Source organism: Cocleimonas sp. KMM 6892, assembly GCF_035798195.1.
Taxonomy (GTDB): Bacteria; Pseudomonadota; Gammaproteobacteria; order Thiotrichales; family Thiotrichaceae; genus Cocleimonas; species Cocleimonas flava.
The window spans coordinates 96,298-119,657 of record NZ_JAPFBV010000007.1; the positions used below are offsets into that span (position 1 = coordinate 96,298).

The 23,360-nt window shown below is 41.4% G+C and carries 22 protein-coding genes; 10 read left to right on the plus strand and 12 right to left on the minus strand.

The features are described from left to right. Positions 1-71 precede the first annotated feature (71 nt). The 3 genes from OO007_RS18030 to dapE all read left to right on the plus strand — a co-directional run bounded on the left by OO007_RS18030 (position 72) and on the right by dapE (position 3,367). Entirely contained in the window at positions 72-1,670 is a 1,599-nt protein-coding gene (locus OO007_RS18030) for a hypothetical protein (RefSeq protein ID WP_325809853.1), read from the plus strand. A gap of 218 nt (positions 1,671-1,888) precedes the next feature. After that, positions 1,889-2,230: an ArsC family reductase gene (locus OO007_RS18035; RefSeq protein ID WP_131903965.1), complete on the plus strand. Its 342-nt coding sequence runs from the start codon at positions 1,889-1,891 to the stop codon at positions 2,228-2,230. A gap of 9 nt (positions 2,231-2,239) precedes the next feature. Beyond that, positions 2,240-3,367 carry a succinyl-diaminopimelate desuccinylase gene (gene dapE / locus OO007_RS18040; RefSeq protein WP_131903966.1) on the plus strand — a complete coding sequence of 376 codons (1,128 nt, stop codon included), beginning with the start codon at positions 2,240-2,242 and terminating at the stop codon, positions 3,365-3,367. Between the two features lie 62 nt (positions 3,368-3,429). Here dapE and OO007_RS18045 read toward each other — a convergent pair whose 3' ends face one another. From OO007_RS18045 to mqo, 6 genes are all read right to left on the minus strand, one after another. Next, positions 3,430-3,993, minus strand: coding sequence for a chalcone isomerase family protein (locus OO007_RS18045; RefSeq protein WP_299877440.1), 564 nt, complete (start codon positions 3,991-3,993; stop codon positions 3,430-3,432). A 102-nt stretch (positions 3,994-4,095) separates the two neighbouring features. Further along, on the minus strand, positions 4,096-4,824 hold the full coding sequence (trmB, locus tag OO007_RS18050; RefSeq protein WP_325809854.1) for a tRNA (guanine(46)-N(7))-methyltransferase TrmB: 729 nt from the start codon (positions 4,822-4,824) through the stop codon (positions 4,096-4,098). Beyond that, positions 4,799-5,575, minus strand: a complete 777-nt coding sequence (locus OO007_RS18055; RefSeq protein ID WP_325809855.1) for an HAD family hydrolase — start codon at positions 5,573-5,575, stop codon at positions 4,799-4,801. Before OO007_RS18055 ends, trmB begins: the two co-directional genes overlap by 26 nt. Positions 5,576-5,753: 178 nt before the next feature. After that, positions 5,754-6,146 carry a 30S ribosomal protein S9 gene (rpsI, locus tag OO007_RS18060; RefSeq protein ID WP_131903970.1) on the minus strand — a complete coding sequence of 131 codons (393 nt, stop codon included), beginning with the start codon at positions 6,144-6,146 and terminating at the stop codon, positions 5,754-5,756. Between the two features lie 4 nt (positions 6,147-6,150). Continuing rightward, complete coding sequence (rplM, locus tag OO007_RS18065; RefSeq protein WP_131903971.1) at positions 6,151-6,582, minus strand: 50S ribosomal protein L13; 432 nt, start codon at positions 6,580-6,582, stop codon at positions 6,151-6,153. Positions 6,583-6,866: 284 nt separating this feature from the next. Then, a complete protein-coding gene (mqo, locus tag OO007_RS18070; RefSeq protein ID WP_325809856.1) occupies positions 6,867-8,354 on the minus strand; it encodes a malate dehydrogenase (quinone) in 1,488 nt (495 codons plus the stop codon). Positions 8,355-8,907: 553 nt separating this feature from the next. Here mqo and OO007_RS18075 point away from each other — a divergent pair. From OO007_RS18075 to OO007_RS18090, 4 genes are read left to right on the plus strand one after another with little or no spacing between them, the layout of a single operon-like run. Beyond that, entirely contained in the window at positions 8,908-9,939 is a 1,032-nt protein-coding gene (locus tag OO007_RS18075) for a YiiX/YebB-like N1pC/P60 family cysteine hydrolase (RefSeq protein ID WP_325809857.1), read from the plus strand. Between the two features lie 10 nt (positions 9,940-9,949). Then, positions 9,950-12,373 carry an acyl-CoA dehydrogenase gene (locus OO007_RS18080; protein ID WP_325809858.1) on the plus strand — a complete coding sequence of 808 codons (2,424 nt, stop codon included), beginning with the start codon at positions 9,950-9,952 and terminating at the stop codon, positions 12,371-12,373. Then, the gene (locus OO007_RS18085; protein ID WP_325809859.1) at positions 12,366-13,682 is read left to right on the plus strand and encodes an acetyl-CoA C-acetyltransferase; all 1,317 of its coding nucleotides are present in this window, start codon (positions 12,366-12,368) and stop codon (positions 13,680-13,682) included. The genes OO007_RS18080 and OO007_RS18085 overlap by 8 nt, the downstream gene beginning before the upstream one ends. Next, positions 13,679-15,652 carry a 3-hydroxyacyl-CoA dehydrogenase NAD-binding domain-containing protein gene (locus tag OO007_RS18090; protein ID WP_325809860.1) on the plus strand — a complete coding sequence of 658 codons (1,974 nt, stop codon included), beginning with the start codon at positions 13,679-13,681 and terminating at the stop codon, positions 15,650-15,652. Before OO007_RS18085 ends, OO007_RS18090 begins: the two co-directional genes overlap by 4 nt. A gap of 28 nt (positions 15,653-15,680) precedes the next feature. Here OO007_RS18090 and OO007_RS18095 read toward each other — a convergent pair whose 3' ends face one another. From OO007_RS18095 to OO007_RS18115, 5 genes are all read right to left on the minus strand, one after another. Then, entirely contained in the window at positions 15,681-16,787 is a 1,107-nt protein-coding gene (locus OO007_RS18095; protein WP_325809861.1) for a M28 family peptidase, read from the minus strand. 244 nt (positions 16,788-17,031) lie between these two features. Further along, a complete protein-coding gene (locus tag OO007_RS18100; protein WP_131903977.1) occupies positions 17,032-17,907 on the minus strand; it encodes a LysR family transcriptional regulator in 876 nt (291 codons plus the stop codon). A gap of 448 nt (positions 17,908-18,355) precedes the next feature. Then, complete coding sequence (locus OO007_RS18105) at positions 18,356-18,796, minus strand: DsrE family protein (RefSeq protein WP_325809862.1); 441 nt, start codon at positions 18,794-18,796, stop codon at positions 18,356-18,358. A 339-nt stretch (positions 18,797-19,135) separates the two neighbouring features. After that, positions 19,136-19,426, minus strand: a complete 291-nt coding sequence (locus tag OO007_RS18110) for a DUF6172 family protein (RefSeq protein ID WP_325809863.1) — start codon at positions 19,424-19,426, stop codon at positions 19,136-19,138. Positions 19,427-19,714: 288 nt separating this feature from the next. Continuing rightward, positions 19,715-19,918, minus strand: a complete 204-nt coding sequence (locus OO007_RS18115) for a YgaP family membrane protein (protein WP_325809864.1) — start codon at positions 19,916-19,918, stop codon at positions 19,715-19,717. A 1,036-nt stretch (positions 19,919-20,954) separates the two neighbouring features. Here OO007_RS18115 and OO007_RS18120 point away from each other — a divergent pair. From OO007_RS18120 to OO007_RS18130, 3 genes are all read left to right on the plus strand, one after another. Beyond that, positions 20,955-21,290, plus strand: a complete 336-nt coding sequence (locus OO007_RS18120) for a hypothetical protein (protein ID WP_325809865.1) — start codon at positions 20,955-20,957, stop codon at positions 21,288-21,290. A 97-nt stretch (positions 21,291-21,387) separates the two neighbouring features. Continuing rightward, a complete protein-coding gene (locus OO007_RS18125; protein WP_131903982.1) occupies positions 21,388-21,720 on the plus strand; it encodes a DUF1840 domain-containing protein in 333 nt (110 codons plus the stop codon). Between the two features lie 160 nt (positions 21,721-21,880). Further along, positions 21,881-22,135 carry a hypothetical protein gene (locus OO007_RS18130; RefSeq protein ID WP_131903983.1) on the plus strand — a complete coding sequence of 85 codons (255 nt, stop codon included), beginning with the start codon at positions 21,881-21,883 and terminating at the stop codon, positions 22,133-22,135. An 85-nt stretch (positions 22,136-22,220) separates the two neighbouring features. On the opposite strand, the gene OO007_RS18135 is transcribed toward OO007_RS18130, so the two are convergent. After that, entirely contained in the window at positions 22,221-23,255 is a 1,035-nt protein-coding gene (locus tag OO007_RS18135; RefSeq protein ID WP_325809866.1) for a polysaccharide lyase, read from the minus strand. Positions 23,256-23,360: the final 105 nt, after the last annotated feature.

Consider the following 23,360-nt stretch of genomic DNA (forward strand, 5'->3'; position numbering starts at 1 on the left):
ATTAAAAACAAAACTAAACACTATACTGTTAAAAATACTGATAAAAAATACACCAACAAAAAGGGGAAAGCGTGAATATCAAAGGATTGATTAACACACTGCTAGCGACATTATCTATTTTGCTGTGCACCGCAACGCTTGCCAAATTGCCCGTCGGCATGAACACCAATGAAATTCAGCACGTTGATTCGAGCGCTCCGTTTGTCAATGTGTTCAAAATGGCGATGCCGTTTAAAGACGCTAAAAAACTCACCCATGGACATATTCAATACGATCGTGATGGTTGGCCTGTTGACTTAAAAGGCGGAAAGGCAGGCAGTTACATGATTCACTGGCTTCCAGCAGGCACCCTTCCCGAAGGTAATTATACGGTTCTTTATGATGGTGAAGGCCAACTGGCATACGAAGGCGATGCTAAAATTGTTCACTCTTCGCCCGGCAAAGACATTGTTGAATTTCGTTCTGGGCATGACAAATTCATGCAGGTCGCGCTTTTAATAAAGCGCTCCGAACCTAATAACTATGTACGCAATATTCGAGTAATCATGCCAGGCGGCATTTGCGCAAACGATCCATTCACAAGGGTTAACAGCGCAAACCAATGCCGTGGAAATTTCCTATCGTTTGAAAAGCATCACAAAAAAATTATCTTCAACCCTGATTACTTGAGATTCATGAAAGACTTTAAAGTGATCAGAATGATGAATATGTCCGGTATCACTCGTAACCCGATCAAACACTGGAAGCAAATGCCCCACATGAGCAAAGCAACATGGGCAGGTTACGAAGGCACACGTGGCGCGCCATTATCGGTGATGGTTAAGCTGGCGAATGTGCTCAACCGAGACCCCTGGTTCAATATCCCCCACGCTGCCGATGACAAGCTCGTCAGGAAGTATGCGTCTTATGTAAAGAAACACCTGCGACCTAACCTGAAAGCATATATTGAATACACCAACGAAGCCTGGAACCCCGGATTTTTACAAATGCATTATGCGAAAGATATGGGGACTAAACTTCGACTCGATCCTGATCCTAATGTCGCCGGACAAAAATTCTATTCACAACGCTCTGTAGAAATCTTCAAAATATTCCAGCAGGTGTTTGGTAATTCGAGCAGTAATCGTATTGTCAGAGTCATGGGAGCGTGGTCGGCAAATCGTTATATGACGCCTGTGGTGATGGAACATAAAGGCGCTTATAAACATGTCGATGTGATGGCGATAGCGCCCTATTTCTTTGTACACCAAAAAGCGCTTTCAGGTGTGAATAGCGTACCGAGTGTTTTTGCCCTGCTAAAAGACGATCAGAAAAACCCATATTCGATGAATAACGTCTACAAGATGATTCAAGTACAAATGGATTTAGCAAAAAAATACGGCGTCAAACTCGCGGCTTATGAAGGGGGACAGCACCTTACCGCTCCTGGGACTAAATCCACACGAGATCATCCCAACCCATTCCTTATTGGAGCAAACCGCGCGCACCCAATGGAAAAATTCTATATTGAATTTTTACAAAACTGGGACAGAATTACCGAAGGTGGATTATTCGTTGCGTTTTCCGCACCACGGACCTGTCAGTTTTATGGTTGCTGGGGAGTAAAAGAGCACCTTAATCAACCACCTGAAAAAGCACCTAAATATAGAGGTTTACAACGATTTTTCTAAACCTTGTAAAAAAAGGCCTATAAGTAGGGGGGGGTACTTTTTTTAATTCACCCCTCTAGTTACCATGAGCTAGCCATTTCGTTTTTTTGAAATGGACAACTCATGTATGCCAGAGCTTAAAACTAGCTCGCCGATAGGCGATACTAGATTTTAGCGTGTATTTAGGCACTTATTCCGTTTATAGTACGCCTTTTGACTGAATACGAAGCACATCAAAAATGATCATTATGTACGGCATCAAAAATTGCGACACAATCAAAAAAGCGCGCAATTATCTGGAAAAAAATAACATCCCTTATGAGTTTATAGATTTTCGCGAAGATGGTTTAAACCCAGTGCAATTACGCGCATGGATGAAAGAACTAGGCTGGGAAAAAATCATCAATAAGCGCAGCACAACCTGGCGCAACCTCCCAGACGAAACCAAAGAAAACATGAATGAAACTCTGGCTTTAGTCGTTGCAGAAGACCAACCAACGATTATTAAGCGACCTGTTTTAGAACTTCCTGATCAGGTAATGGTTGGTTTTTCTGAAAAAACCTATGCCACTTTGCTGTAAAATATTCACATGTCTAATACCTTAAATCTCACAAAAGAACTGATCTCCCGCAAATCCGTAACACCGAAAGATGAAGGCTGTCAGGATTTACTCATCGAACAACTTGAACCTATTGGCTTTGTAGCCGAGAAACTCAACTTTGGCGAAGTCGAAAATATCTGGCTACGCAAAGGCACAGAAGCACCTGTTTTTTGCTTTGCAGGTCATACTGACGTTGTACCGACCGGCCCTTTAGAAAGCTGGGATAGTGATCCTTTTTCTGCTGAGATACGTGATGGGAAGTTGTTCGGGCGTGGCACCGCAGATATGAAAGGTAGCATCGCCGCATTCACTGTCGCCTGCCAACGCTTTGTCGCAGACTACCCCAATCATAAAGGCTCAATCGCCTATTTGATTACCAGTGATGAAGAAGGACCTGCCACAGACGGTACGGTCAAAGTCATAAAAACACTGGAAGAACGCAACGAAAAAATTGACTGGTGTTTAGTCGGCGAACCGTCATCTACTAACGAAGTGGGTGATGTCATCAAAAATGGTCGCCGCGGATCTCTCGGCTGCTGGTTACAAATTAACGGCAAACAAGGTCATGTGGCGTATCCGCATTTAGCTGAAAACCCCATCCATCTAACTGCGCCAATGCTAGAAGAACTAACGGCAATGGAGTGGGACAAGGGTAATGATTTTTTCCCGCCTACAACTTTTCAGGTATCGAACTTAAATTCGGGTACTGGCGTGACAAATGTTATTCCTGGGACCTTGAAAATGATTTTCAATTTCCGCTTTTCTACGGAAATTACACCAGAAGAATTACAACAACGCGTTGAAGCTCTTCTCGATAAGCATAAGCTCAATTATGAAATCAAATGGGTTTTATCCGGCATGCCATTTTTAACAGCGGAAGGAAATTTGGTTGATGCTGCAGTCTCTGCGATCAAAGAAGTACGTGGAATTGATACCGAGCTTTCAACCAGCGGTGGAACATCGGATGGACGTTTTATTGCACCTACAGGTGCTCAGGTGCTGGAGCTTGGGCCAACCAATGCAACCATTCACCAAATCAATGAATGTGTCGGAGAAGATGAATTAGAGCAGTTAGAGAATATCTATTACGCGATGCTTAAGAAATTACTCGCTTAGAAATATAGTTTAAAGCAGGAGGTGAGCCTTGAATAGCCACCTCCCTACTTTGAAGGCGTTTTTTAGAAATCTTTACCCAGCATTTCTTCTTTAAGGCTAGTTTGCGCTGGCTTACCAGACAACCAGATTCCAAATAAAGCCTGTTTAATCGGTAATCCACGAACAACAGTAGTTTGTTTTTTATTCTTTAACACTTGTGTTCCACCGCCCGGCGTATAAACCAAGTCGAAAACATCACCTTTATTCACTTTTTCTGTAAAAGCAGCCTTCAACAGCTGATCTATTTGTGGCTGAATCGGTGCAGTATTTCCACCTGTAGAATTATTGAAGCCAGTAATTAGTGCTTTTTTCATTTTATCTGCACTCGCAAAACCAGAAAGCACTTTCATGCGAATTGCCATCGGCGCGTTTGCCGCAACGATTTGTTTGGCATCGCCACTTTTTTTCTGTAGATAAAGTCCTGCACGGTAAACAGAAATTACAAATTTGGTTCGGGTTCCAACACCATTCAAAACGAGTTGTTGTCCGCCCGCTGACAACGTCTTTGGCATATCAGCTGCAGAAGTAACTGAATAAGGTAGTATCAATAAGATAAAAGAAAGGAATGAAAGTGACAATAGTCGCATGTAGGTCTCCAGTGTAATATATGATTATTTTTGTAAGCTTTTAACCAGCTTATTTAGTGAGTAATAAACTCGCTTAGCTTTGTTCATAAAACTCGAATAAGATTATAGGACATATTTACAACGATATAGCTCCTGACCAGCCTCCTTGTATTTTTTCTCAAATAAAGTCAAAGGCTTAAAAGACTCACCAACATCAATCACCTCAACGCCAGAACTTTTCACACCCTCTAAACCGCTGTATGCAAGGGCCTGACAAAACTCATCTGCATAAACTTTCCAATTGGTTCGCAGCTCGACCTCCCCGCCTAACGCCAATAAAGACGGATAAGCAGGGTGCGCGTGCCAGCGACGTTTCAAATGTTTGGATTTAGGATACGGATTAGGATACAAAATGGTGTGCTTTACTGTTTTCCAGCCTGCTCTTTGCGCCAACATCCAGAAGTCAGCACAATCTGCCTGAACTAAAATCGCATTCTCAGGAATAGCATCGTCATATTGTTTCGATAATCTGACTGCCGAACGATCTATGCCAATAACTAATGCATCTGGATTCTGTTTGGCGATTATTCGGGTACTTACAGCAGTCCCACAAAAAGAGTCCATAAGTAGGGGGGTGCCTTTAGCTAATGCATCTTCTACTTGCTGTTGAATTTTACTAAAAGCGTCTAAGGTGTGTTCTGCAATGGGTTTTCTATAAGTATTCCCACAATGCTTACGCACGACTTTTTCGAGATTTTCGTGAATACCTTGTTGTGCATCAGTGATCGCGCGGGAGTTATTTTTAAGGTCTTGATCAAGACCTTGGTTAAAGTTTTGTTCTAGTTTTTCCATGTATCTGTTTGAGTAATTCTATATCAACGTAATCATAGCCCATTGCGTCACCCTCTATCACTGTAAAAGGTGAATTAGGCTCACCAAATTGATCTAATACCAGACTGGCCCCAGTGAAATCATCGTCTTTGGTGTAATCGTTAATGGTAATAATGGTTTTAAGCTTTGCGCCTAACGAAGATTTAATCCCATTCATGGAATCCTCAAATGCCAGACAAGCTTCTGCTTTGATACTCATTTGCTGCATTGCCCATGTGTATATATCAGGAGCTGGTTTTTTCTCGGGTACGATATCCCCTGCTGCGATTACTTCAAACCAATCGATGGATTCTTTACCTAAGTTTGACGAAAGTAGATAGGTCACATTTTCAGGCGTGGTAGTCGTAGCAATTGCCAAACGCAATCCTGCTTCTCGTGCAGACAGGATCAATCTTTCCACTCCTGATCGTAAAGGAATAGCGCCAGATTTGAGTAACTCTAGATAAAAATACGTTTTACGCTTATGTAAATTTGCAATAAAAGTCGTAATGTCTTGTTCAAGCTTGAAATCATTCAAGTATTTTTCAAGGTAAAAGCGAATACGTTCTTTTCCGCCAGTCACTTGCAATAGTTCGCCATAAAGCTCTGGCGTCCAATCCCAATCCAGCCCTGCTTCGGTAAACGCTTGATTGAAAGCAATTCGATGACCATCGCGCTCGGTATCAGCCAATGTTCCATCAACATCAAAGATCAACGCTTCTAACTTACTCATAGATTCACCATCTCAATGTTTATTAAGAGGAAAACTGTACGTGAGAGATGAATTATAAGCTATATAGCTTATGGGTAAGCAATTTATATCTAATTATTATTAGCTACAAACAAAAAAGCCATCGTAGATACGATGGCTTTTTTGGTGTGTTTCTGTAAGAAACAGTAAACGCTGTAAATTAACGTTTAGAGAACTGAGTCGCTCTACGTGCTTTACGAAGACCAACCTTCTTACGCTCAACTTTTCTTGCATCACGAGTTAAGTAACCCGCTTTCTTTAGTGTACCGCGTAGGCTTTCATCGTACTTAAGTAATGCACGTGCAATACCTAAACGAATCGCGCCAGCTTGACCACTGTCGCCACCACCTTTTACTGTAACCATAAGGTCAAAACTTTCACTGTTCTCTGTAGTAACCAATGGTTGCTTAAGAATCATGTGAGCTGTTTCACGTCCAAAGTACTCTTCAAGTGGAAGCTTGTTGATTACGATGTTGCCCGTTCCTTTGCTCATGAAAACACGCGCTGAAGAAGATTTGCGACGTCCGGTTCCGTAGTATTGTGTAGTTGCCATGTTTTTAAATCTCTAATGCTAGTGGTTGCTGAGCGTGATGATTGTGCTCAGGACCTGCGTAAACTTTTAATTTTCTGTACATCTCACGACCTAAAGGACCTTTTGGAAGCATTCCTTTAACTGCAAGCTCGATAACACGCTCAGGCTTGTCATCTAACATCTTACTTAAAGATGCTTCTTTCAGATTACCAACATAACCAGTATGTCTGTAATACATCTTGTTCTTAAGCTTGTTACCAGTCACGTAGATTTTCTCAGCGTTAACGATAACAATGTAGTCACCTGTATCAACGTGTGGTGTGTATGTCGGCTTGTGCTTACCACGTAAACGTAAAGCTACTTCACTTGCCAAACGTCCAAGTGTTTTACCTTCAGCATCGATGACAAACCAGTCACGTTTTACTTCAGCAGGTTTAGTACTAACTGTAATTCCCATTTCAATTCTCCAGAAATGAAGGTCTATTCTTGCAAAAGCCAATGACCGCTCGACACACTCATCAACTAATAAATTATGAATGAACTGATTACTCTCTATCTAGGTGTATAAAATACACAAAAGATTCTGTTGAGCACTCAGATTCAAAGAACGCGACATTTTAGGAGAATCCCACCCAGTATTCAAGCAGTACTTTCAATTAAATCCTTTTTTTTACTAATAAAAGGCACATCTGCTTCAAATATGGATTTAAAACCTAAACAATATCGTTTTTTTACTCTCGATTATTTCACTACATCAAGTTTCAGGGTAGATAATGTATCTTCGCGAATACTCATAAATAAATTTTCATGAGATACAATCGATATACCGTAAGACGGAATAATTTCTTTAACTCTGGTTTGCCATTCTTCTGTGGCAAGTCGATCGGCAAAACATTCTTCAATCGTTTCTAATATTATGGGAACAAGTAATGAAGCGCCCGGAGATGCACCTAAAAGCGCAGCCAAGGTTCCATCAGAAGAATGCACGACTTCGGTACCAAATTCGATCTTACCGCCATCCTCTTCACATTTCTTAATGATTTGAACACGCTGACCTGCGGTTAATAAAGTCCAGTCTTCTTCTTTAGCTTCCGGGTAATACTCACGTAAGGCTTTCATGCGCGTGCCTGATGACTGGAAAGTCTCTTTGATCAAATACTTGATCAAATCAAAGCTTTTCATACCAACTCTCATCATTGGCCAAATATTATTTAAACGAATCGATTTAAATAAATCCAACACTGAACCTTTCTTTAAAAACTTTGTGGTAGAACCCGCAAATGGTCCAAATAATAATGCCTTTTCATCACCAATGATTCTGGCATCTAAATGCGGCACCGACATTGGTGGTGCGCCTACAGAAGCTTTACCATAGACTTTGGCCATGTGGCGTTTAACAATTTCCGGATTTTTACAGACCAGAAATTGACCACTCACTGGGAAACCACCATAACCATTTCCTTCTGGAATGCCTGATTTCTGCAATAAAGGTAGAGATGCTCCACCTGCACCAATAAAAACGAAACCAGCTTTGATATCGTAATTTTCAGCAGTTACTTCATCTTTCAATGAAACCGCCCAACGCTTATCAGCATCTTGTTTTAAATCTTTTACTGACGTATTCAGCAGTAAGTCGAAATGATCCTGCGTCTTCATGTGCTCGATCATACCTAAACTTACAGCGGCAAAATTCACATCTGTGCCATACGGAACTCGCGTTGCTGCAACTTTTTGAGAAGGATCTCTTCCCTCCATGACCAAAGGCATCCATTCTTTTATTTCTTCAGGATCTTCCGAGAATTCCATCGCTGCAAACATAGGGTGACCTATTAGCGCTGCATGACGCTTGCGCAAGAATTCAACATTATCTTCACCCCAGACAAAGCTCACATGAGGCACAGGGTTAATGAATTTTGTAGGTTCAGGCAATGCACCCAATTTAACTAGATACGACCAGTATTGAAGACTTACTTCGTACCTTGCATTAATCCCGTAAGCCCTTTCAACATTCACACTGCCGTCTGGCTGTTGAGGGGTATAATTAAGTTCACAATAAGCGGCGTGCCCTGTACCTGCGTTATTCCAACCATCACTACTTTCCTGTAATGGTTTATCAAGACGCTCAACAATAACAACAGATAAATCAGGATCCAATTGCTTCAGCATAGAGCCCAAAGTGGCACTCATTGCTCCTGCTCCTACCAGTAGAATATCAACTTCTTTAATCATAATTATTTTTATACGACGGTTTATTTAATAGTTGACGTAATAGTAAAGGCAAGAATCGCTCTTTTCCATTCATTACTTGAATAGTGGGATTGAAAAAAGAGTCTGATTAGCCGAAATTCCTTATTTAATAAGGCTCCCAAGGCATTCACAAATATATAATAATAATTATCACTTTTTCAGTAATAACAAATTTTATTAGAATAAATGGAGTTTACTTAGTAAAACTAAGGGTTTAAACCAACTAAAGCAGAATAGATTATTGCTTTTTAGTCTTTTCTCAGCAAAAAAAAGCAGCTCAAATTTGAGCTGCTAAATACCACCAAAGGAGGATGGATGAGGGAATCAGTATCTAAACTGAATACTCTTATATAATAATACACTTATATACTAATGTCAATTAAGGCTAAAAATAAAAAAATAACTTAATCATGGGTCTAAATATTCTTATTAAACGTTTCTATTTATAATCTAATACAGTTATATCTTCTCTTATAAGCTAAACTAAAAAGGCTGTATAATTAAAGACATAACATGAAATATGAGGAATAGATTCATGTTTAATAGCTTACGCAACGCACTCTGGGAAAATATTGTTGGCTGGCTTAACGATATCCCCAAAAGCAATCAAAACATGCAGGCAATAAATAATTATGAGGATATGCTTCGTAATTTACGCCCTGCTGACGTCATCCTATTTGAGGGAAAAGCCCGCGTTAGCGAAGTTATTAAAATCATCACTCTTTCACCATGGACGCATGCCGCACTTTATATAGGCAGTCTCAACGAAATTACCAATCCTGAAACAAAATCAATAGTAAAACAACATTTCGATGGTGATCCAGATGAACCCCTTATCGCTGAATCACTATTAGGGTTTGGTACCGTTGTTAATAAACTCTCCGACTATAAAAACGATAACCTAAGAGTTTGCCGACCTGAAGGCTTGAGTGCTGAAGACCAGAATGAGGTTGTAGGATTCGCCGCCGAACATTTGGGGATTGAATACGATGTGCGGCAATTGCTCGATTTAGCGCGTTTTATGTTCCCTTATGCTGTTTTACCCAGACAATGGCGCTCTTCCCTATTCCAGCATAATGCCGGAAGGCCAACTAATATTGTGTGCTCCAGTATGATTGCGCGATGCTTTCATAGTGTTCACTACCCCATATTACCTACCATAGAAGGCGATCATAAGGATCAGCTTAAATTCCATAAACGCAACTTCCGTTTATTTGTGCCATCAGATTTTGATTACTCACCCTATTTCGATGTACTTAAGTTTCCGGCCTGGCCCATCTCCTTGAGTCAAAGCTACCGGGATTTGCCTTGGCACGAAGAACACATAGAGACCGCATTAAAGCCTCAGGTTATTCCCTCTGATGACAATAATGACAATACCAGCAATGATGAAATCGATAATGGTGCTGATACTGATGATCAGAAAAATGATTTAGTTGGTGTATCAAATACTGCAACAGTTACAATTGAAGAAAACCAAACAGAAAACAAAAATTCGACTGCCAGCTTTCTAGAAACTTTAATTAAAAAAACAAGGTCGAAACCAGAAACTAAATTACCTACCTAGGAGAAAAGCCATGCTTTGGTTGTTAGCACTACTAATTATTATAGGGGTCGTCGGCTATTTGCGTTCATCCTTAAACCACGCAAGCTGGGCAATCGGTGCCTGGCTTGTAGTCACTGCGTTTTCAGGTGCTTTATTCAGTTGGCTTTTGGTAATCTGGGTTCCTGTACTGCTGATCATCACCCTGATTAATATCCCGAGTTTACGTCAATCGCTGATAAGCAAACCTGCAATGAAGTTGCTTAAAGCCAATCTTCCAACTATCTCGAAGACCGAACAGGAAGCACTCGATGGCGGAAATGTCTGGTGGGATGCTGAACTATTTTCAGGAAAACCAGACTGGACGCGTTTGCGCGATTTATCTTCAAGCGTATTAAGCAAAGAAGAACAAGAATTTCTTGATGGTCCGGTAGAAACGCTATGCGGCATGCTGGATGACTGGAAAATCACCCACGAACTTCAAGATTTACCTACCGAAGTTTGGGACTATATAAAAGAAAACCGTTTCTTTGGCATGATTATCCCTAAAGAATATGGAGGTTTAGGATTTTCTGCGCACGCTCACTCACAAGTGGTAATGAAAGTTTCAGGTCGAAGCATAACTGCAGCTGTAACCATCATGGTGCCGAACTCACTTGGCCCCGGTGAGTTGCTGATGAAATATGGAAATAAAGACCAGAAAGATTTTTACCTGCCGCGACTCGCTGTCGGTAAAGACATCCCGTGTTTCGCCTTAACTGGGCCAGAAGCAGGCAGTGACGCAGGCTCAATCCCGGATATCGGTATCGTCTGCAAACAAGAATTCAATGGAGAGAAAGACGTCCTCGGTATTCGATTGAATTGGGAAAAGCGCTATATCACTCTCTCGCCAGTGGCTACATTACTCGGTTTAGCTTTTCAGCTTTACGATCCTGATGAATTATTGAGTGATGATATTGAAAGAGATGGTGATCACATTGGCATAACCGTTGCGTTGATTCCAACCAACACACCAGGCATCGATATCGGCAAACGTCACTTCCCTCTTAACAGTCCATTTATGAATGGTCCTAACTGGGGCAAAGATGTATTTATCCCTATGGATTGGCTCATCGGTGGCGTCGAAAATGTTGGTAAAGGCTGGCGCATGCTGGTTGAATGCCTGGGCGAAGGTCGCGGTATTTCACTGCCTGCACAATCAACTGGCGCAGCTAAATTAGTCTCACGTTACACCGGTGCTTACGCCAGAGTGCGCAGACAGTTTGGTCTACCTATCGGCTTGTTCGAAGGTGTTGAAGAACCACTCGCAGAGATTCTTGGCAATACCTACATCATGGATGGCGCGAGAAAACTCACTACAACTGCGTTAGACCAAGGTCAAAGACCGGCTGTGGTAACCGCATTACTAAAATACCAACTTACCGAAAGAATGCGAGTTGTGATTAATAACGCAATGGATATTCAAGGTGGATCAGGTATCTGCCTTGGCCCATCGAATCTACTTGGTCGTGGTTATCAGGCGGTTCCTATTGCGATTACGGTTGAAGGTGCCAATATCCTTACGCGCACACTCATTGTGTTTGGTCAGGGCGCTATTCGTTGCCATCCTTATCTATTAGATATCATGAAAGCAACACAGGAAGATGATCTTAAAACTCTTGATGAAAAATTATTCTCACACATTGGCTTTGTTGTAAGTAACCTCTCTCGTAGTGTCTGGTTCGGTTTAACCAATGCTATTTTTGAAGTACCCGGTACGCCATTAACGCGCCAATATTATCGTCGACTCACACGTTTAAGTGCAGGCTTCGCATTATTGTCTGACTATGCATTATTAACTCTCGGCGGAAGTCTTAAACGCAAAGAAAGACTCTCGGGTCGATTTGCCGATATCCTGGCCAATATGTACTTGTGTTCAGCGGCATTAAAGCACTTTGAAGATCAGGGCGAGCCTGAAGCTGATCTACCGCTATTGCATTACGCCTGTCAGTCAACCATGCACGATGCACAACAGGCGATGTTAGCGGTTTTTTACAACTTACCCATTTCACCTATTGCCAAAACACTGCGCGCATTAATGTTCCCATTCGGCAAGCCCTACTCACCACCTTCAGATAAATTAATTCATGAAGTAGCTCAACTGGCTTTAAGCCCTTCTGCAACTCGTGATCGTTTAACCGAAGGTTGTTATCTTACCGATGACCCAAATGATCCTGCCGGCAGAATCGAGCATGCATTTAATCTGGCGATTAAAGCTGAAGCTCTGGAAAGCAAGTTCAAGAAGCTGATGAAAGAAGACAAACTGAGTAGCAGAACACATGAAGAGCGCATGCAAGAAGCTGTCGACAAAGAATTATTGACCGAAGCTGAGGGCAAACAATTACATGAATTGTGGCTAGCAACCAGAGAAGCTATCCGCGTTGACCACTTTACCACCAAGGAATTAAACCGTGCCTAAAACCTCTAGATCGAAAACCAGCACGCAAATCGCAAGACCTGTTTATCTTGTCGATGGTGCGCGCACGCCATTTTTAAAAGCACCGGGTGCACCCGGATTATTCAGTGCGACGCAACTTGCACTCGGCGCCACTAAACCACTTATGTTAAGACAACCTTTCGAAGCATCTGATCTGGATGAGGTTATTTATGGCTGCATGATGCCCAGTGAAGACGAGGCAAATATCGCACGTGTAATCGCATTACGCATGGGTGGTGGCGATAAACTCACGGCCTTCACCGTGCAACGCAACTGTGCCTCAGGCATGCAAGCTATCGATAATGCAGTGAGAAATATCTCGCACGGATACGCCGACATGATTATGGCAGGTGGTGTTGACGCCATGAGTAGAGCGCCATTATTACTGCGACAAGACATGGTGCACTGGTTAGCCAACTGGAATAAAGCAAAATCTGCAGGCGCAAAAATCAAAGCACTAGGTAAATTAAAAGGCCGTTATTTCGCGCCAATTATTGCGCTTCTGCGTGGTTTAACTGATCCTGTAGTGGGTTTGAATATGGGTCAAACTGCCGAAAATCTGGCGTATAAATTCAATATTAGCCGTGCGCAAATGGACGAATACGCGGTACAAAGTCACTTGCGCTTAGTCGCCGCGATGGAAGCAGGTTCGCTTGAAGAAATCGAAGCGATTTATGATGATTCAGGAAAGATGTTTGATGCAGATGATGGCGTTCGACCTGATAGTTCGGTAGAAAAAATTGCCAAACTCAAACCTTTCTTTGATAAACCTTATGGAAAAGTGACACCAGCAAATAGCTCACAAATCACAGACGGTGCAACCAGTTTAATCGTTGCCAGCGAAGACGCCGTCAAAAAATACAAGCTATCACCTATCGCCCAATTAAGCCCTGCCCAATGGGCTGGTTTAGATCCCGCTCAAATGGGATTAGGTCCGGCGCATGCGATTGTAGAAACACTGAAATTCCACCATTTGATTATGGAAAATATAGATTACTGGGAAATCAACGAAGCCTTCGCCGCGCAAGTACAAGCCTGCGTGCTGGCACTGAACGACACAGAATACTGTAAGAATGAATTAGGCTTACTCAAGGAAGCAGGAAAAATTCCGATGGATAAACTCAATGTTGATGGGGGTGCAATTGCACTCGGCCATCCAGTAGGTTCGAGTGGTGCCCGCATTGTGCTTCATTTGGCGCATGTGCTTAAACGGGAAAATGCCAAGAAAGGCATCGCATCACTTTGTATTGGTGGTGGTCAAGGTGGATCAATGTTGGTGGAGGCGGTATGAGCAACAGTATAGAAAATAACAAACACACTTACGAAAACCTTTCACTCTCTGTTGAAAATGAACTCGCATGGTTAACACTTGATGTTAAAGACGAAGCAGCTAATGTGATTAACCCAGATGTTGTTGCAGAACTATCAATGGCCTGCGATGAAGTTAAAGCCATGTCTGGCATAAAAGGCATGATTATTCATTCGGGCAAATCCAGCGGCTTTATCGCCGGTGCCGATGTAAAGAAATTCACCGAAGTCACCGACACAACACAAGCCTTGGGGTTTATCCACGCAGGTCAGGCTGCCTGTCAAAAAATTGAAGACTTGCCATTTCCGACTGTGGCGATGGTTCAAGGTTTTTGCATGGGAGGCGGTTTAGAAATTGCATTATCTTGTGACTATATAGTCACTGACGATTCACCATCGACCAAACTCTCACTACCCGAAGTCAAACTGGGTATTCACCCTGGTTTTGGTGGCACAGTTCGTTCGATACGCCGCATGGGTGTATTCGCTGCTATGCCATTGATGCTAACGGGTAGAAATGTATTACCTCGTCAGGCTAAGAAAATGGGACTCACGGATTTGTGCGTGCCATTACGCCAGCTAAAAGCCTCTGCGATTCAAACGGCTTTACGCAAACCACCGAAACAACAAGCGCCCAAATCAGCAATGTTGCTAGAAGCTGGACCGATGAGAAAACTAGTCGCAATGCAAATGCGCAAACAGGTTGCCTCAAAAGCCAAGCAAGAGCACTACCCTGCCCCTTACGCCTTAATCAATATTTGGGAAATGCACGGTAGCAAAAGCGATGACATGTATGCTGCCGAGGCAGAGTCTGTTGCGCAGTTAGCGATGACTGAAACTGCACAGAATCTGGTACGTGTGTTCTTCTTACAAAATCGTTTGAAAGCATTGGGTGATAAATCACTGTTTTCACCGAAGCATGTACATGTGATTGGTGGTGGCGTGATGGGTGGCGACATTGCAGCATGGTGTGCAATGCAAGGTTTCAAAGTCACCATTCAAGACCTTAGCCAAGAAGCATTAGGTCGCGTCGTAGGTCGTGCGGTCAAAGGCTTCAAACGACGCTACCGCAAAGATAAATTCCGCATTATGAGCGCCCAAGACAATCTAATCCCTGATATGCATGGTCACGGCATTAGCAAAGCAGATGTCATTATTGAAGCCATTTTAGAGAACCTGGAAGCCAAGCAAACGATATTCAAAGACGTCGAAGCCAAAGCCAAACCAGATGCAATCATCGCGACCAATACCTCCAGTATTACGCTAAATGAAATTGCCGGAGTAATGAAAAACCCAGAGCGTTTAGTTGGCCTGCACTTCTTTAATCCCGTATTTAAAATGCCGTTGCTGGAGATCATCTATACCCCTGACAAAACCGATCCTAAAGTCATAGAATTGGCCCAATCGTTCGGCGCGCATATTGGCAAACTGCCGTTACCCGTCAAAAGCTCACCGGGCTTTTTAATCAATCGTATATTGATGCCTTATATTCTTGAAGGCGTAACGATTCATCAGGAAGGTGTTCCGGCCGCTGTTGTCGACAAAGTCGCTGTCGATTACGGCATGCCAATGGGACCGTTAGAGCTGGCTGATACTGTCGGTCTGGATATCTGTTTGCACGTGGGGAAAATTCTTGCAGATAAGGTCGGTGTGACCTTGCCAACCACTCTGGATAGTGAAGTAGAATCCGGTCGATTAGGTAAAAAATCAGGACAAGGTTTCTATAATTGGAAAGCAGATAAGAAAGTTAAGGAAAAAAACGCCTCAAAGTGGGGGGGTGATCTTGATCAATTAGAAAAGCGTCTCATCGATAAGTTTTTAAACGAGTCACAGAAATGTCTCGATGAAGGACTGGTAGAAGACGTTGATTTACTCGATGCTGGCGTGATTTTTGGAACAGGTTTTGCCCCGTTTAGAGGTGGTCCAATGAATGTGATTAAAAACGCTGGATAAGAACTCACTTTTTAAAGAGATCTTTAAGCTACAATTCAGCGGATAAGCCCTTGCGTTGCTCGGCAATCAAAGGCTTATTCGCTGGCTCTCCAGAATCCATCACCACCTGATATAAACCCTGTACCAGCATTGCGATCTTTTCATAATCGATCATTTTTTCAGGCTCGAGCTTGGCGGTTGATTTAGATAGACTGCGTCCCCTTCCCGTTTTTGGCTCACCCTTTGTTCTCAGCTCTGCGGTATCGCTCATCAACACGGCGGGATAACCCATTTTCCAATAATTTTGGTGATCTACCGATTTTGATTGCAATAGATTTTGCGGAATACTTTGAGAATAAAGCGGTAATTTCGATACCCGTTTAAAACTGCGCTTCAACTGCCTTACCTCGGTAAAATCCGTTAAACGTCCGGTGAGATTGATGTAATTCCCCTGCTCTGGATAAAACAGTTTCATAAAATTATACGGATGTTTCTGGCTTTGCTTATCCGAGTTATAGATACCTACGCTGTCTAGCGACACCATCAAACGCACTTCTTTTCCGGAATCTTTTAAGGACTTCGCATGAATATAGCTACCGGTAGTTTCAATGTGATTCGATTGATTACTGGATAAGGGATACGCGACTAACACCACTCGTAACGGTAACTTTTCTGCATTCTTTGATAAGTGTCGCGCCAGCTCTATTAAAGCTGATACACCCGATGCATTGCCTTCGGTTTCATGCGAACTATTTTCCGCATCATAATGGGCGCCAATCACAAAAATATCTTTGGAATCTGCGCCTAAATTGAGTAATACATTTTGATAATTACCCGCCAGCGTTTCGATCGTTTGATATTCAACCCGACCCAAACCGATAAATTCATTCGCAATGTATTTGGCAGTTTTCTTTAATTGTGCGCTGTCGAGGGTACGCGGTGCATATTTATTCGTCAGCAGACTGACATGTCTTTCCAGACGTTTCACATCGATCTCGGGGGCTGAATCTTGTTGAGCGAAAGAAAAAATTGGTTGCGTCACCGTAAACCAGATCAACACGCTTGCCACAAATAATGCGATCAGCCAATCCGTCAGTTTGCTAGCTAGCTTTTTAGCGAGTGAATTCGCGAAAGAATTGGCAACTATTTTCTGCATGCATCAATCAACAGTGGACATCACAATAGACATCAATAAGGGGCAAGAAAATCAATGTCTCACAGCAGTTCATTTTTATTGGGGAGATACATACCAACGGTATGTTTACACCGATTAAAAAAAGCTAAAAGAGAGAGTTGGTCAAAGAATAAACAAACAAAGCCACCCCCCTACTTTGAGGGACTTTTTTCAACGCATCTCAGGCAATCATTTAGATTCCTTTATGTAGGCTAATTCACTGCTGTCACGTTCGTTCGGCTAACTGCGATTGCAATTCCTGATACAACAGTTGTGAAAGCTCAGACGATGATGTGCCTTTTCTTTGCACCAGCACTACATGGCGATGCACTTGCGGTTCACCAAAAGGGAATATTCTTAGATTTCTCGCGACTTCTGGCGACACTCTGCCCATGGGAACAATTCCGCTACCAAGTCCAGCCAGAGTCATTTGCACGATGGAATCTGTTGAGTCTAGCTCCATCGCTTCGTCTACATTTAGATGAAACTGCTTCAACGCTTTATCAATCTGAATACCTAAACCTGCATTTCGATTGAGCCGAATAAAATGATCAGCTTCGAGCGCTTCTCGCCACGATTGCGGGTTTTTGGTTAAATCTGAAATTACCACCAGAGGCTCGCTGAAAATAGGAATTCGCTCCATAGACTCAGGCAGCTCAGTGACATCACTAACGATGGCTGCATCCAGTTCTTTACGCATTACTCGTCGCATAAGAATTTGCGATTGACCTTCTTCGATACGCACCCTAACTTGAGGATAACGCCTAACCAGCGAACGTAATGTTTCTGGCAATAGTGATGGCGTAATACCGTTGATGGAACCAATGGATAGCCGTCCGCGAATGGTACTCTCGGTCGCGGTAGATTTAAAATCATCAAACTCCTCAACCAGTTTACGCGCACGCTCTAGTAATGACTCGCCCATTGTATTTAAACGAGGTGGTCGCAAGGATCGATCAAACAATTGCAGGTCTAACTCTTCCTCCAATTGTCGGATTTGCTGGCTAACCGCTGCGGGTGTAATAAATAATAGCTCCGCCGCATCTGCAAAAGAATCGGCTTCCGCCACCGTGATTAACGCTTGTAAATGTCTTATCTCCATAGATTAAGTATAGCTTAATCTATCCAAAAATAACTATCGTTTGATTTAATTTACCCTCTGCATAACAATTAACACTCGTTTGATTAAACGTATTACATGAATCTTTTATAGGAAAACATAGGAATAAAATCATGGAAACACTTGAAGAGATGATCCCTTATTTAGTCGTTATCACTTTCTTGGTCGCTTTCAACTTGCCTTTTTTATTAAGTTAAACGCAGCCACCTGATGAATGAAAAATTAGAAGTTAGAAGTTAAAAAATAGAAATAGAAATAGAAAATAAACAAGTACCAGCAAGCAATATATACAGCGCTGGAAACTAAATCATAATTAGAAAATTCAGTACCGCAAAATAAGTTAGCCCAAGTTAAAAAACAACTCTCCAAAAAAAAGCGCTGAGTAAGAGCGCTTTTTTTATATCTCGAATTTAGATTAGAGTAGATTAGATTAGTAACTCAAAACCACTGTATCATCGGCAAACAACGCAGGCCAGGTAACATCCGAACCGCCTACAACCACGCCGTCAATAAGATCTTCTTTACTCAAACCGCCAACATTCTTCATGCACATAGGGCATACAATGACCTTGCCACCCGCTTGCATAAAATCAGCTAACATTCCTTTTAATGATTTACCCGTCGAATGTTTATGCTCAGGAATATTCTTATCCGCGATTCTTACGCCTTCAACATTCAGGAAAATTGTCACCGGAATTTTCTTCTCCATACGCACCTTCATGCTAAAGCCAATCGCCATTGCTGCTTTGTTAATGTCATCACTGGTTATATTTACGAATAACTTTTTACCATCAGAACCTGCATACACGCCTTGTGAAAATGCCACAAAAACCAGCGCGAAAACCATCAATATCTGTTTAACACTTTTCATATAAAACTCCCAAGCCCCAAGATTAATGAGAATAGAAAAATCAAGCCACACAGGGCTAAATGCAACCTTTCATGAAAAAAGCATAAGGCTTTAGATAAGGGGAGTAATTGACAATTATTAAATTAGGAAGGGTTATTTTTTGAAGAAAAAACAGAAAGTCACCCCCCTACTTTGGGGGCGTTTTTTTACATAGAGCAAAAGCAGAAAGCGTTTGCAGGTGTTTGGGAAACATTATTATGCGCCCAAACCAGAGATGACAATACAATCTTGTCATCCACAAAGTATTACCGGAAATAAATAGCACAAAATGACTTAAGACAGTCATCAGCAAACTATTCCTTAATCATTCTCATCAATGGTTGCAACGCCTTTAGCCGTTAACTCCACGTAGATGGTTTTCGCATTATTGACGACTAAATCATCAATGCTATCGGTGAGTGCTAACAACGGTACTTTGTTTGCCGTTTCTTCTGTTTGGCCAACTTTGCAATCGAAGCTCCAATACTTGGCATCAGCCGGTAAGTTTTTGCTGCGTTCTTTTTTCAGGAATTTTTTGATCTCGTGTTTAATCGAATCGACGATACGAGGTGTTTTGATTTTCGGGTGTTCTAGCTTAAAAGTCTTTTTCATTGGAATCCTAATGGGATGAGTCACTCATTAGCCAGAAACTAAAGCTAACAAATAATTTAAGAGTAAATACAGAACGCTGAATAGCGTCTAACGGCGCGCAGTGTACATTTGAAAGAATGATACTACAAGACCTTGCGTTCGGATGAAAAAAGGTAGGTTTTAAATACGTTATACGAGAAAAAGATTAAAACAGAAGAGTAGACCCACCCCCCTACTTATAGGCACTTATTTAAAAAAGTGCCTATAAGTAGGGGGGTGGGTCTATGAATACTTTAGGAAAGAAAAAATCTAAGACGATGACTTATCCTTTTTCACTGAACAGGTATTAATACCAAACATCGCATACGGTGGACACCAGCCAACTAATCCCGTTAATAACGGAACAGCACCAATCAGACCCCACCAGTTTTTCGCATAAACACCCCAGGCTAAAATAACCAAGCCTGCGACCACTCTTATAACACGTTCATATTTACCGATATTAATATTCATTTGAATCAACCTCTCGTAATTTAAACACTCACCTTAAGCGATGAGAATAGATAAGAAACTAAGGTTCGTTTTTCGGGGAACTCGCCTTATTAACAGCAAACACCTGTTTACTGTCCACAGACAAAATTTATACCCATCCGCAAAGAAAGTCTATTAGAATATTCTTATATATTGAAATGGCTTTCAGAAAATGAATAGACGTTTGATACAAAAACTCACGGACGTTATTGCAAGATTAAAAGACCACTCATCCTAAAATAGATCATTAGCATTCAGAAAACTTTCTTCAATCCTAAAATAAAAAACTTGATTATTTTTTTACGTCAACTTGTCCACAATATCTGTGGATAAGTCTGTGCATATCACTATGAATTAATCCTAAGGAGGGCGGCACAAATAGGATTTTTACTAATTGCTTAATTTTTAACCAATCATCATTAGCCCTTATTATTCAATAGCTTACAGAGACTAATTAAGCAAGAAAAGCAAAAAAAGAGCGGATGTTACATTTTTATGACATTTTAATACTTGCTTTTTTGCTTGTGTATAAATCGAAAAATATACAAATTTGGGCATCGATTTCGCTAAGTCCTTGTTAAGTTTAGATTAAGGGAGTTTAGTGCAGAGAAAATCAGATTAAGTATCAATGATTTATCGACACATAAATCATTTGAGCGAGAGTTATTTACATAGCATATATAATTTTCAACGTAAAAATTTAATCACTCAATTTGAAGCGTTGTTTTATTGAATAGATACGATTGGATAGGTTTATGTCACCCCCCTACTTTAAAGCCTTTCTTTTAAAAAAGTGCCCCAAAGGTGGGGGGTGGCTTAATGTCTATTCTAAGAACTACTCTAAAAACTAATCTAAGAAACATTCAAAAGTAAATAGTCTATACTCTTAAAAGACATTAAAAGCGCCCATCAAAACCGCTGTCAAATGACTTCCCCCCAATGATTCTGTCTAAAAAACACAACGTAAACAGGTGAAATTTTTAGTAGGTTTAATAACCGATAATTAGGGAGATTGATAATGAATGACGCACAAATTATTCAAAAGTTACAACAACAGGTTCAAGAGTTACAAAAAACAATTAAGGCTCTGGAACCGCTTACGAAAAAGATAAAGGTTATTGGCCCTAATATAACTTTTGAAACACAAGGCACTATTGAGTTTAAGGCAACCAATATTAATTTTAAGGCATCAGGCATCTTAAATATGAATACATCAGGCACCTTAAATTTAAAAGGGTCGATGATTAAAATGAATAATGGGAATAAACCCGCTGCGCGTTTAGGCAGTAAAACGGCAGGAACACAGGCAATGCAAACGGTTCTGGATGGAAGCCCAACTGTTTTAATACCTTAAAAGTATGCTGGCCTTTTGGGATTGCCAATACGGATGGCACATCTTGTCAGGCCATACTTTTCCGACCTAGTCGATTTGTTATTTTGAGAAAGTTATTATGTTAGTAAAATTCAGTAGTACATCGGGTCAAACGCTTTCCATGTTTGAAGATCAGGCGAAAAAAATGCTACGTGCGATGGATATGACCGGAAATATTCCCGGAGCAATTAATCCTGAAGATCTTCAGGCGGCACTAGACCACCTCGAAGCCTCTATAGAAGCTGAAGCGAAAACAGAAAAACCAATGGAGTTTGGCGATGAGGTTTTTGATGATGAACGCAAAGCCATCGAAAGACAGATTGTCAGCGCTAAAGCCAGAGCCTTTCCATTGATGGAGCTGTTACGATTATCTATCAAGCAACAGAAGAGCGTTATGTGGGAATATGAATAGCAAAGATGCGGGATTGAGTTTCTTATCTTGATTTCTTATCTTGGTTTCTTAATACAGCGTGTTGCTATACACTTCTGCAACACGCTTTTCGACCTAACTTTTTCACGTTTAGTTGAAATTAAATATCAGATAAGCAATTAACACATCAAGAGACAAACACGTGACCAATATAAAAGAAAAATTCCTTAAAAACCTTGAAGCACAGCTGCGTGAGTCGATGACTGTAGCGAGAGCTGGCGGTAAAATCGCTGATGCGGATAAGCATCGCTGTGAAGGTTTTATGCAGGCAGGTGTTGAGTTGGAGCTTGTGACTGACGAAGATATTCAGGAATTAATAAAAGCAGTACATGTCAGTGTTTATGGTGAGTCGATTACTGCACGCCGTGGCAAAGAAAAGCTGGGAAGCCTGCACTAGGCTTCATTCGCTATTAGACTTGGCCAAGCCCTTAATTAGCGGCTTAATATAGCTATCTGAATAACACAAATAATAACTGTTGTTACTAATTTTCCCTGACGACAAAATCATCAAAGTAAATATATTCATCGTGTGGATGCGATGAGCTTTCTGGCGTATTTCCGCCAAAAAACGTACTGAAGAGTAAGGAATCTATAGCGAGTTCGGGCACATCACGAAAACGTATATTGTTGCAATCGACAACGAGTTTGTCGTCAAGCCAGATTTTTAGTTGTCCGTCACGATTACCCTCTGCAATTTTATCGGTGGCAGCAACTTTATCTTCAGTAGTAACGCTATCTGTGTTTTTCTCAGGCAAGGTATTCATTTTAATAAACTGTTTTATTTTATAAAAACGCTCTGTTTTAAAACGGAATTCGAATTCGTCTGCGGCCCATTCGGATAGACATTTTTTGCTGCTGTCGTCATCGAAAGTGAAGTACTTATTGCGTTTGATGACACAGAGTTCATGATCTAAACCATAACGTGGGCAAGCGTCTTGATTGTATTTGTCATCGCGCATATCCGGATAGTAAAGATAGCCAAGTCCGCGACCTAATTGACCCCACATGATGCGAGATGTCCAGCCGTTTTTTCCGTTTGCTGTTGCGCCGCCACTGATGGTTTCTCCGCCCATTAGACCCGGAAGCTTGCCACCAAAGAGTCCTTCGCGGTCATATAAAAAGCCTTCTTTGAACATGACTTTATATTCGAGCGAGAGTTGTTCGTATTTTTCAGGAAATTTCATCACCCAGGTTGCGCCCGTAAGCGCTGAACCGAATAAGTTTTCAGGATATTTTATTTTTAGTATGTGATTGTCGTTTTCATCGATTTTTCTATCAACCACATTCACGCGATTTTGACTTACCCCAAGGTTTAAGAAGTGAACTTTAGTGCTTAAACTTTGCAGATTTGGCCAGTCTTCGACGAGGTCTTCTTCGGTATATAAACCGGTTTCGCGGTGCTCGAAGTCCTGACAGAAGATGGGTTTTGGCTCTTGTTGCTCACTACAAAAATCAGGTGAAGCGAAAAGTGAGTGTGTGGCAAATAATGGTAGTAATAATAAAAATCTAGGGAACATATAGCTTCACTTAAAATGATTGAACAGCGAGTTTCGGTGGAGTTTATCCTATTTTTTCGAATAAATAATGTAAGTTATCAATACTTAACCAGCGTTTTATTTATT

Coding starts and splice junctions, on each gene's coding strand:
- mqo (WP_325809856.1), bottom strand. CDS start 8,354: ATGATTAAAGAAGTTGATATTCTACTGGTAGGAGCAGGAGCAATGAGT.
- OO007_RS18080 (WP_325809858.1), top strand. CDS start 9,950: ATGCTTTGGTTGTTAGCACTACTAATTATTATAGGGGTCGTCGGCTAT.
- rpsI (WP_131903970.1), bottom strand. CDS start 6,146: ATGGCAACTACACAATACTACGGAACCGGACGTCGCAAATCTTCTTCA.
- OO007_RS18035 (WP_131903965.1), top strand. CDS start 1,889: ATGATCATTATGTACGGCATCAAAAATTGCGACACAATCAAAAAAGCG.
- OO007_RS18045 (WP_299877440.1), bottom strand. CDS start 3,993: ATGCGACTATTGTCACTTTCATTCCTTTCTTTTATCTTATTGATACTA.
- OO007_RS18120 (WP_325809865.1), top strand. CDS start 20,955: ATGAATGACGCACAAATTATTCAAAAGTTACAACAACAGGTTCAAGAG.
- OO007_RS18055 (WP_325809855.1), bottom strand. CDS start 5,575: ATGAGTAAGTTAGAAGCGTTGATCTTTGATGTTGATGGAACATTGGCT.
- OO007_RS18135 (WP_325809866.1), bottom strand. CDS start 23,255: ATGTTCCCTAGATTTTTATTATTACTACCATTATTTGCCACACACTCA.
- OO007_RS18095 (WP_325809861.1), bottom strand. CDS start 16,787: ATGCAGAAAATAGTTGCCAATTCTTTCGCGAATTCACTCGCTAAAAAG.
- OO007_RS18090 (WP_325809860.1), top strand. CDS start 13,679: ATGAGCAACAGTATAGAAAATAACAAACACACTTACGAAAACCTTTCA.
- OO007_RS18115 (WP_325809864.1), bottom strand. CDS start 19,918: ATGAATATTAATATCGGTAAATATGAACGTGTTATAAGAGTGGTCGCA.
- rplM (WP_131903971.1), bottom strand. CDS start 6,582: ATGGGAATTACAGTTAGTACTAAACCTGCTGAAGTAAAACGTGACTGG.
- OO007_RS18125 (WP_131903982.1), top strand. CDS start 21,388: ATGTTAGTAAAATTCAGTAGTACATCGGGTCAAACGCTTTCCATGTTT.
- OO007_RS18110 (WP_325809863.1), bottom strand. CDS start 19,426: ATGAAAAAGACTTTTAAGCTAGAACACCCGAAAATCAAAACACCTCGT.
- OO007_RS18105 (WP_325809862.1), bottom strand. CDS start 18,796: ATGAAAAGTGTTAAACAGATATTGATGGTTTTCGCGCTGGTTTTTGTG.
- OO007_RS18100 (WP_131903977.1), bottom strand. CDS start 17,907: ATGGAGATAAGACATTTACAAGCGTTAATCACGGTGGCGGAAGCCGAT.
- OO007_RS18075 (WP_325809857.1), top strand. CDS start 8,908: ATGTTTAATAGCTTACGCAACGCACTCTGGGAAAATATTGTTGGCTGG.
- trmB (WP_325809854.1), bottom strand. CDS start 4,824: ATGGAAAAACTAGAACAAAACTTTAACCAAGGTCTTGATCAAGACCTT.
- dapE (WP_131903966.1), top strand. CDS start 2,240: ATGTCTAATACCTTAAATCTCACAAAAGAACTGATCTCCCGCAAATCC.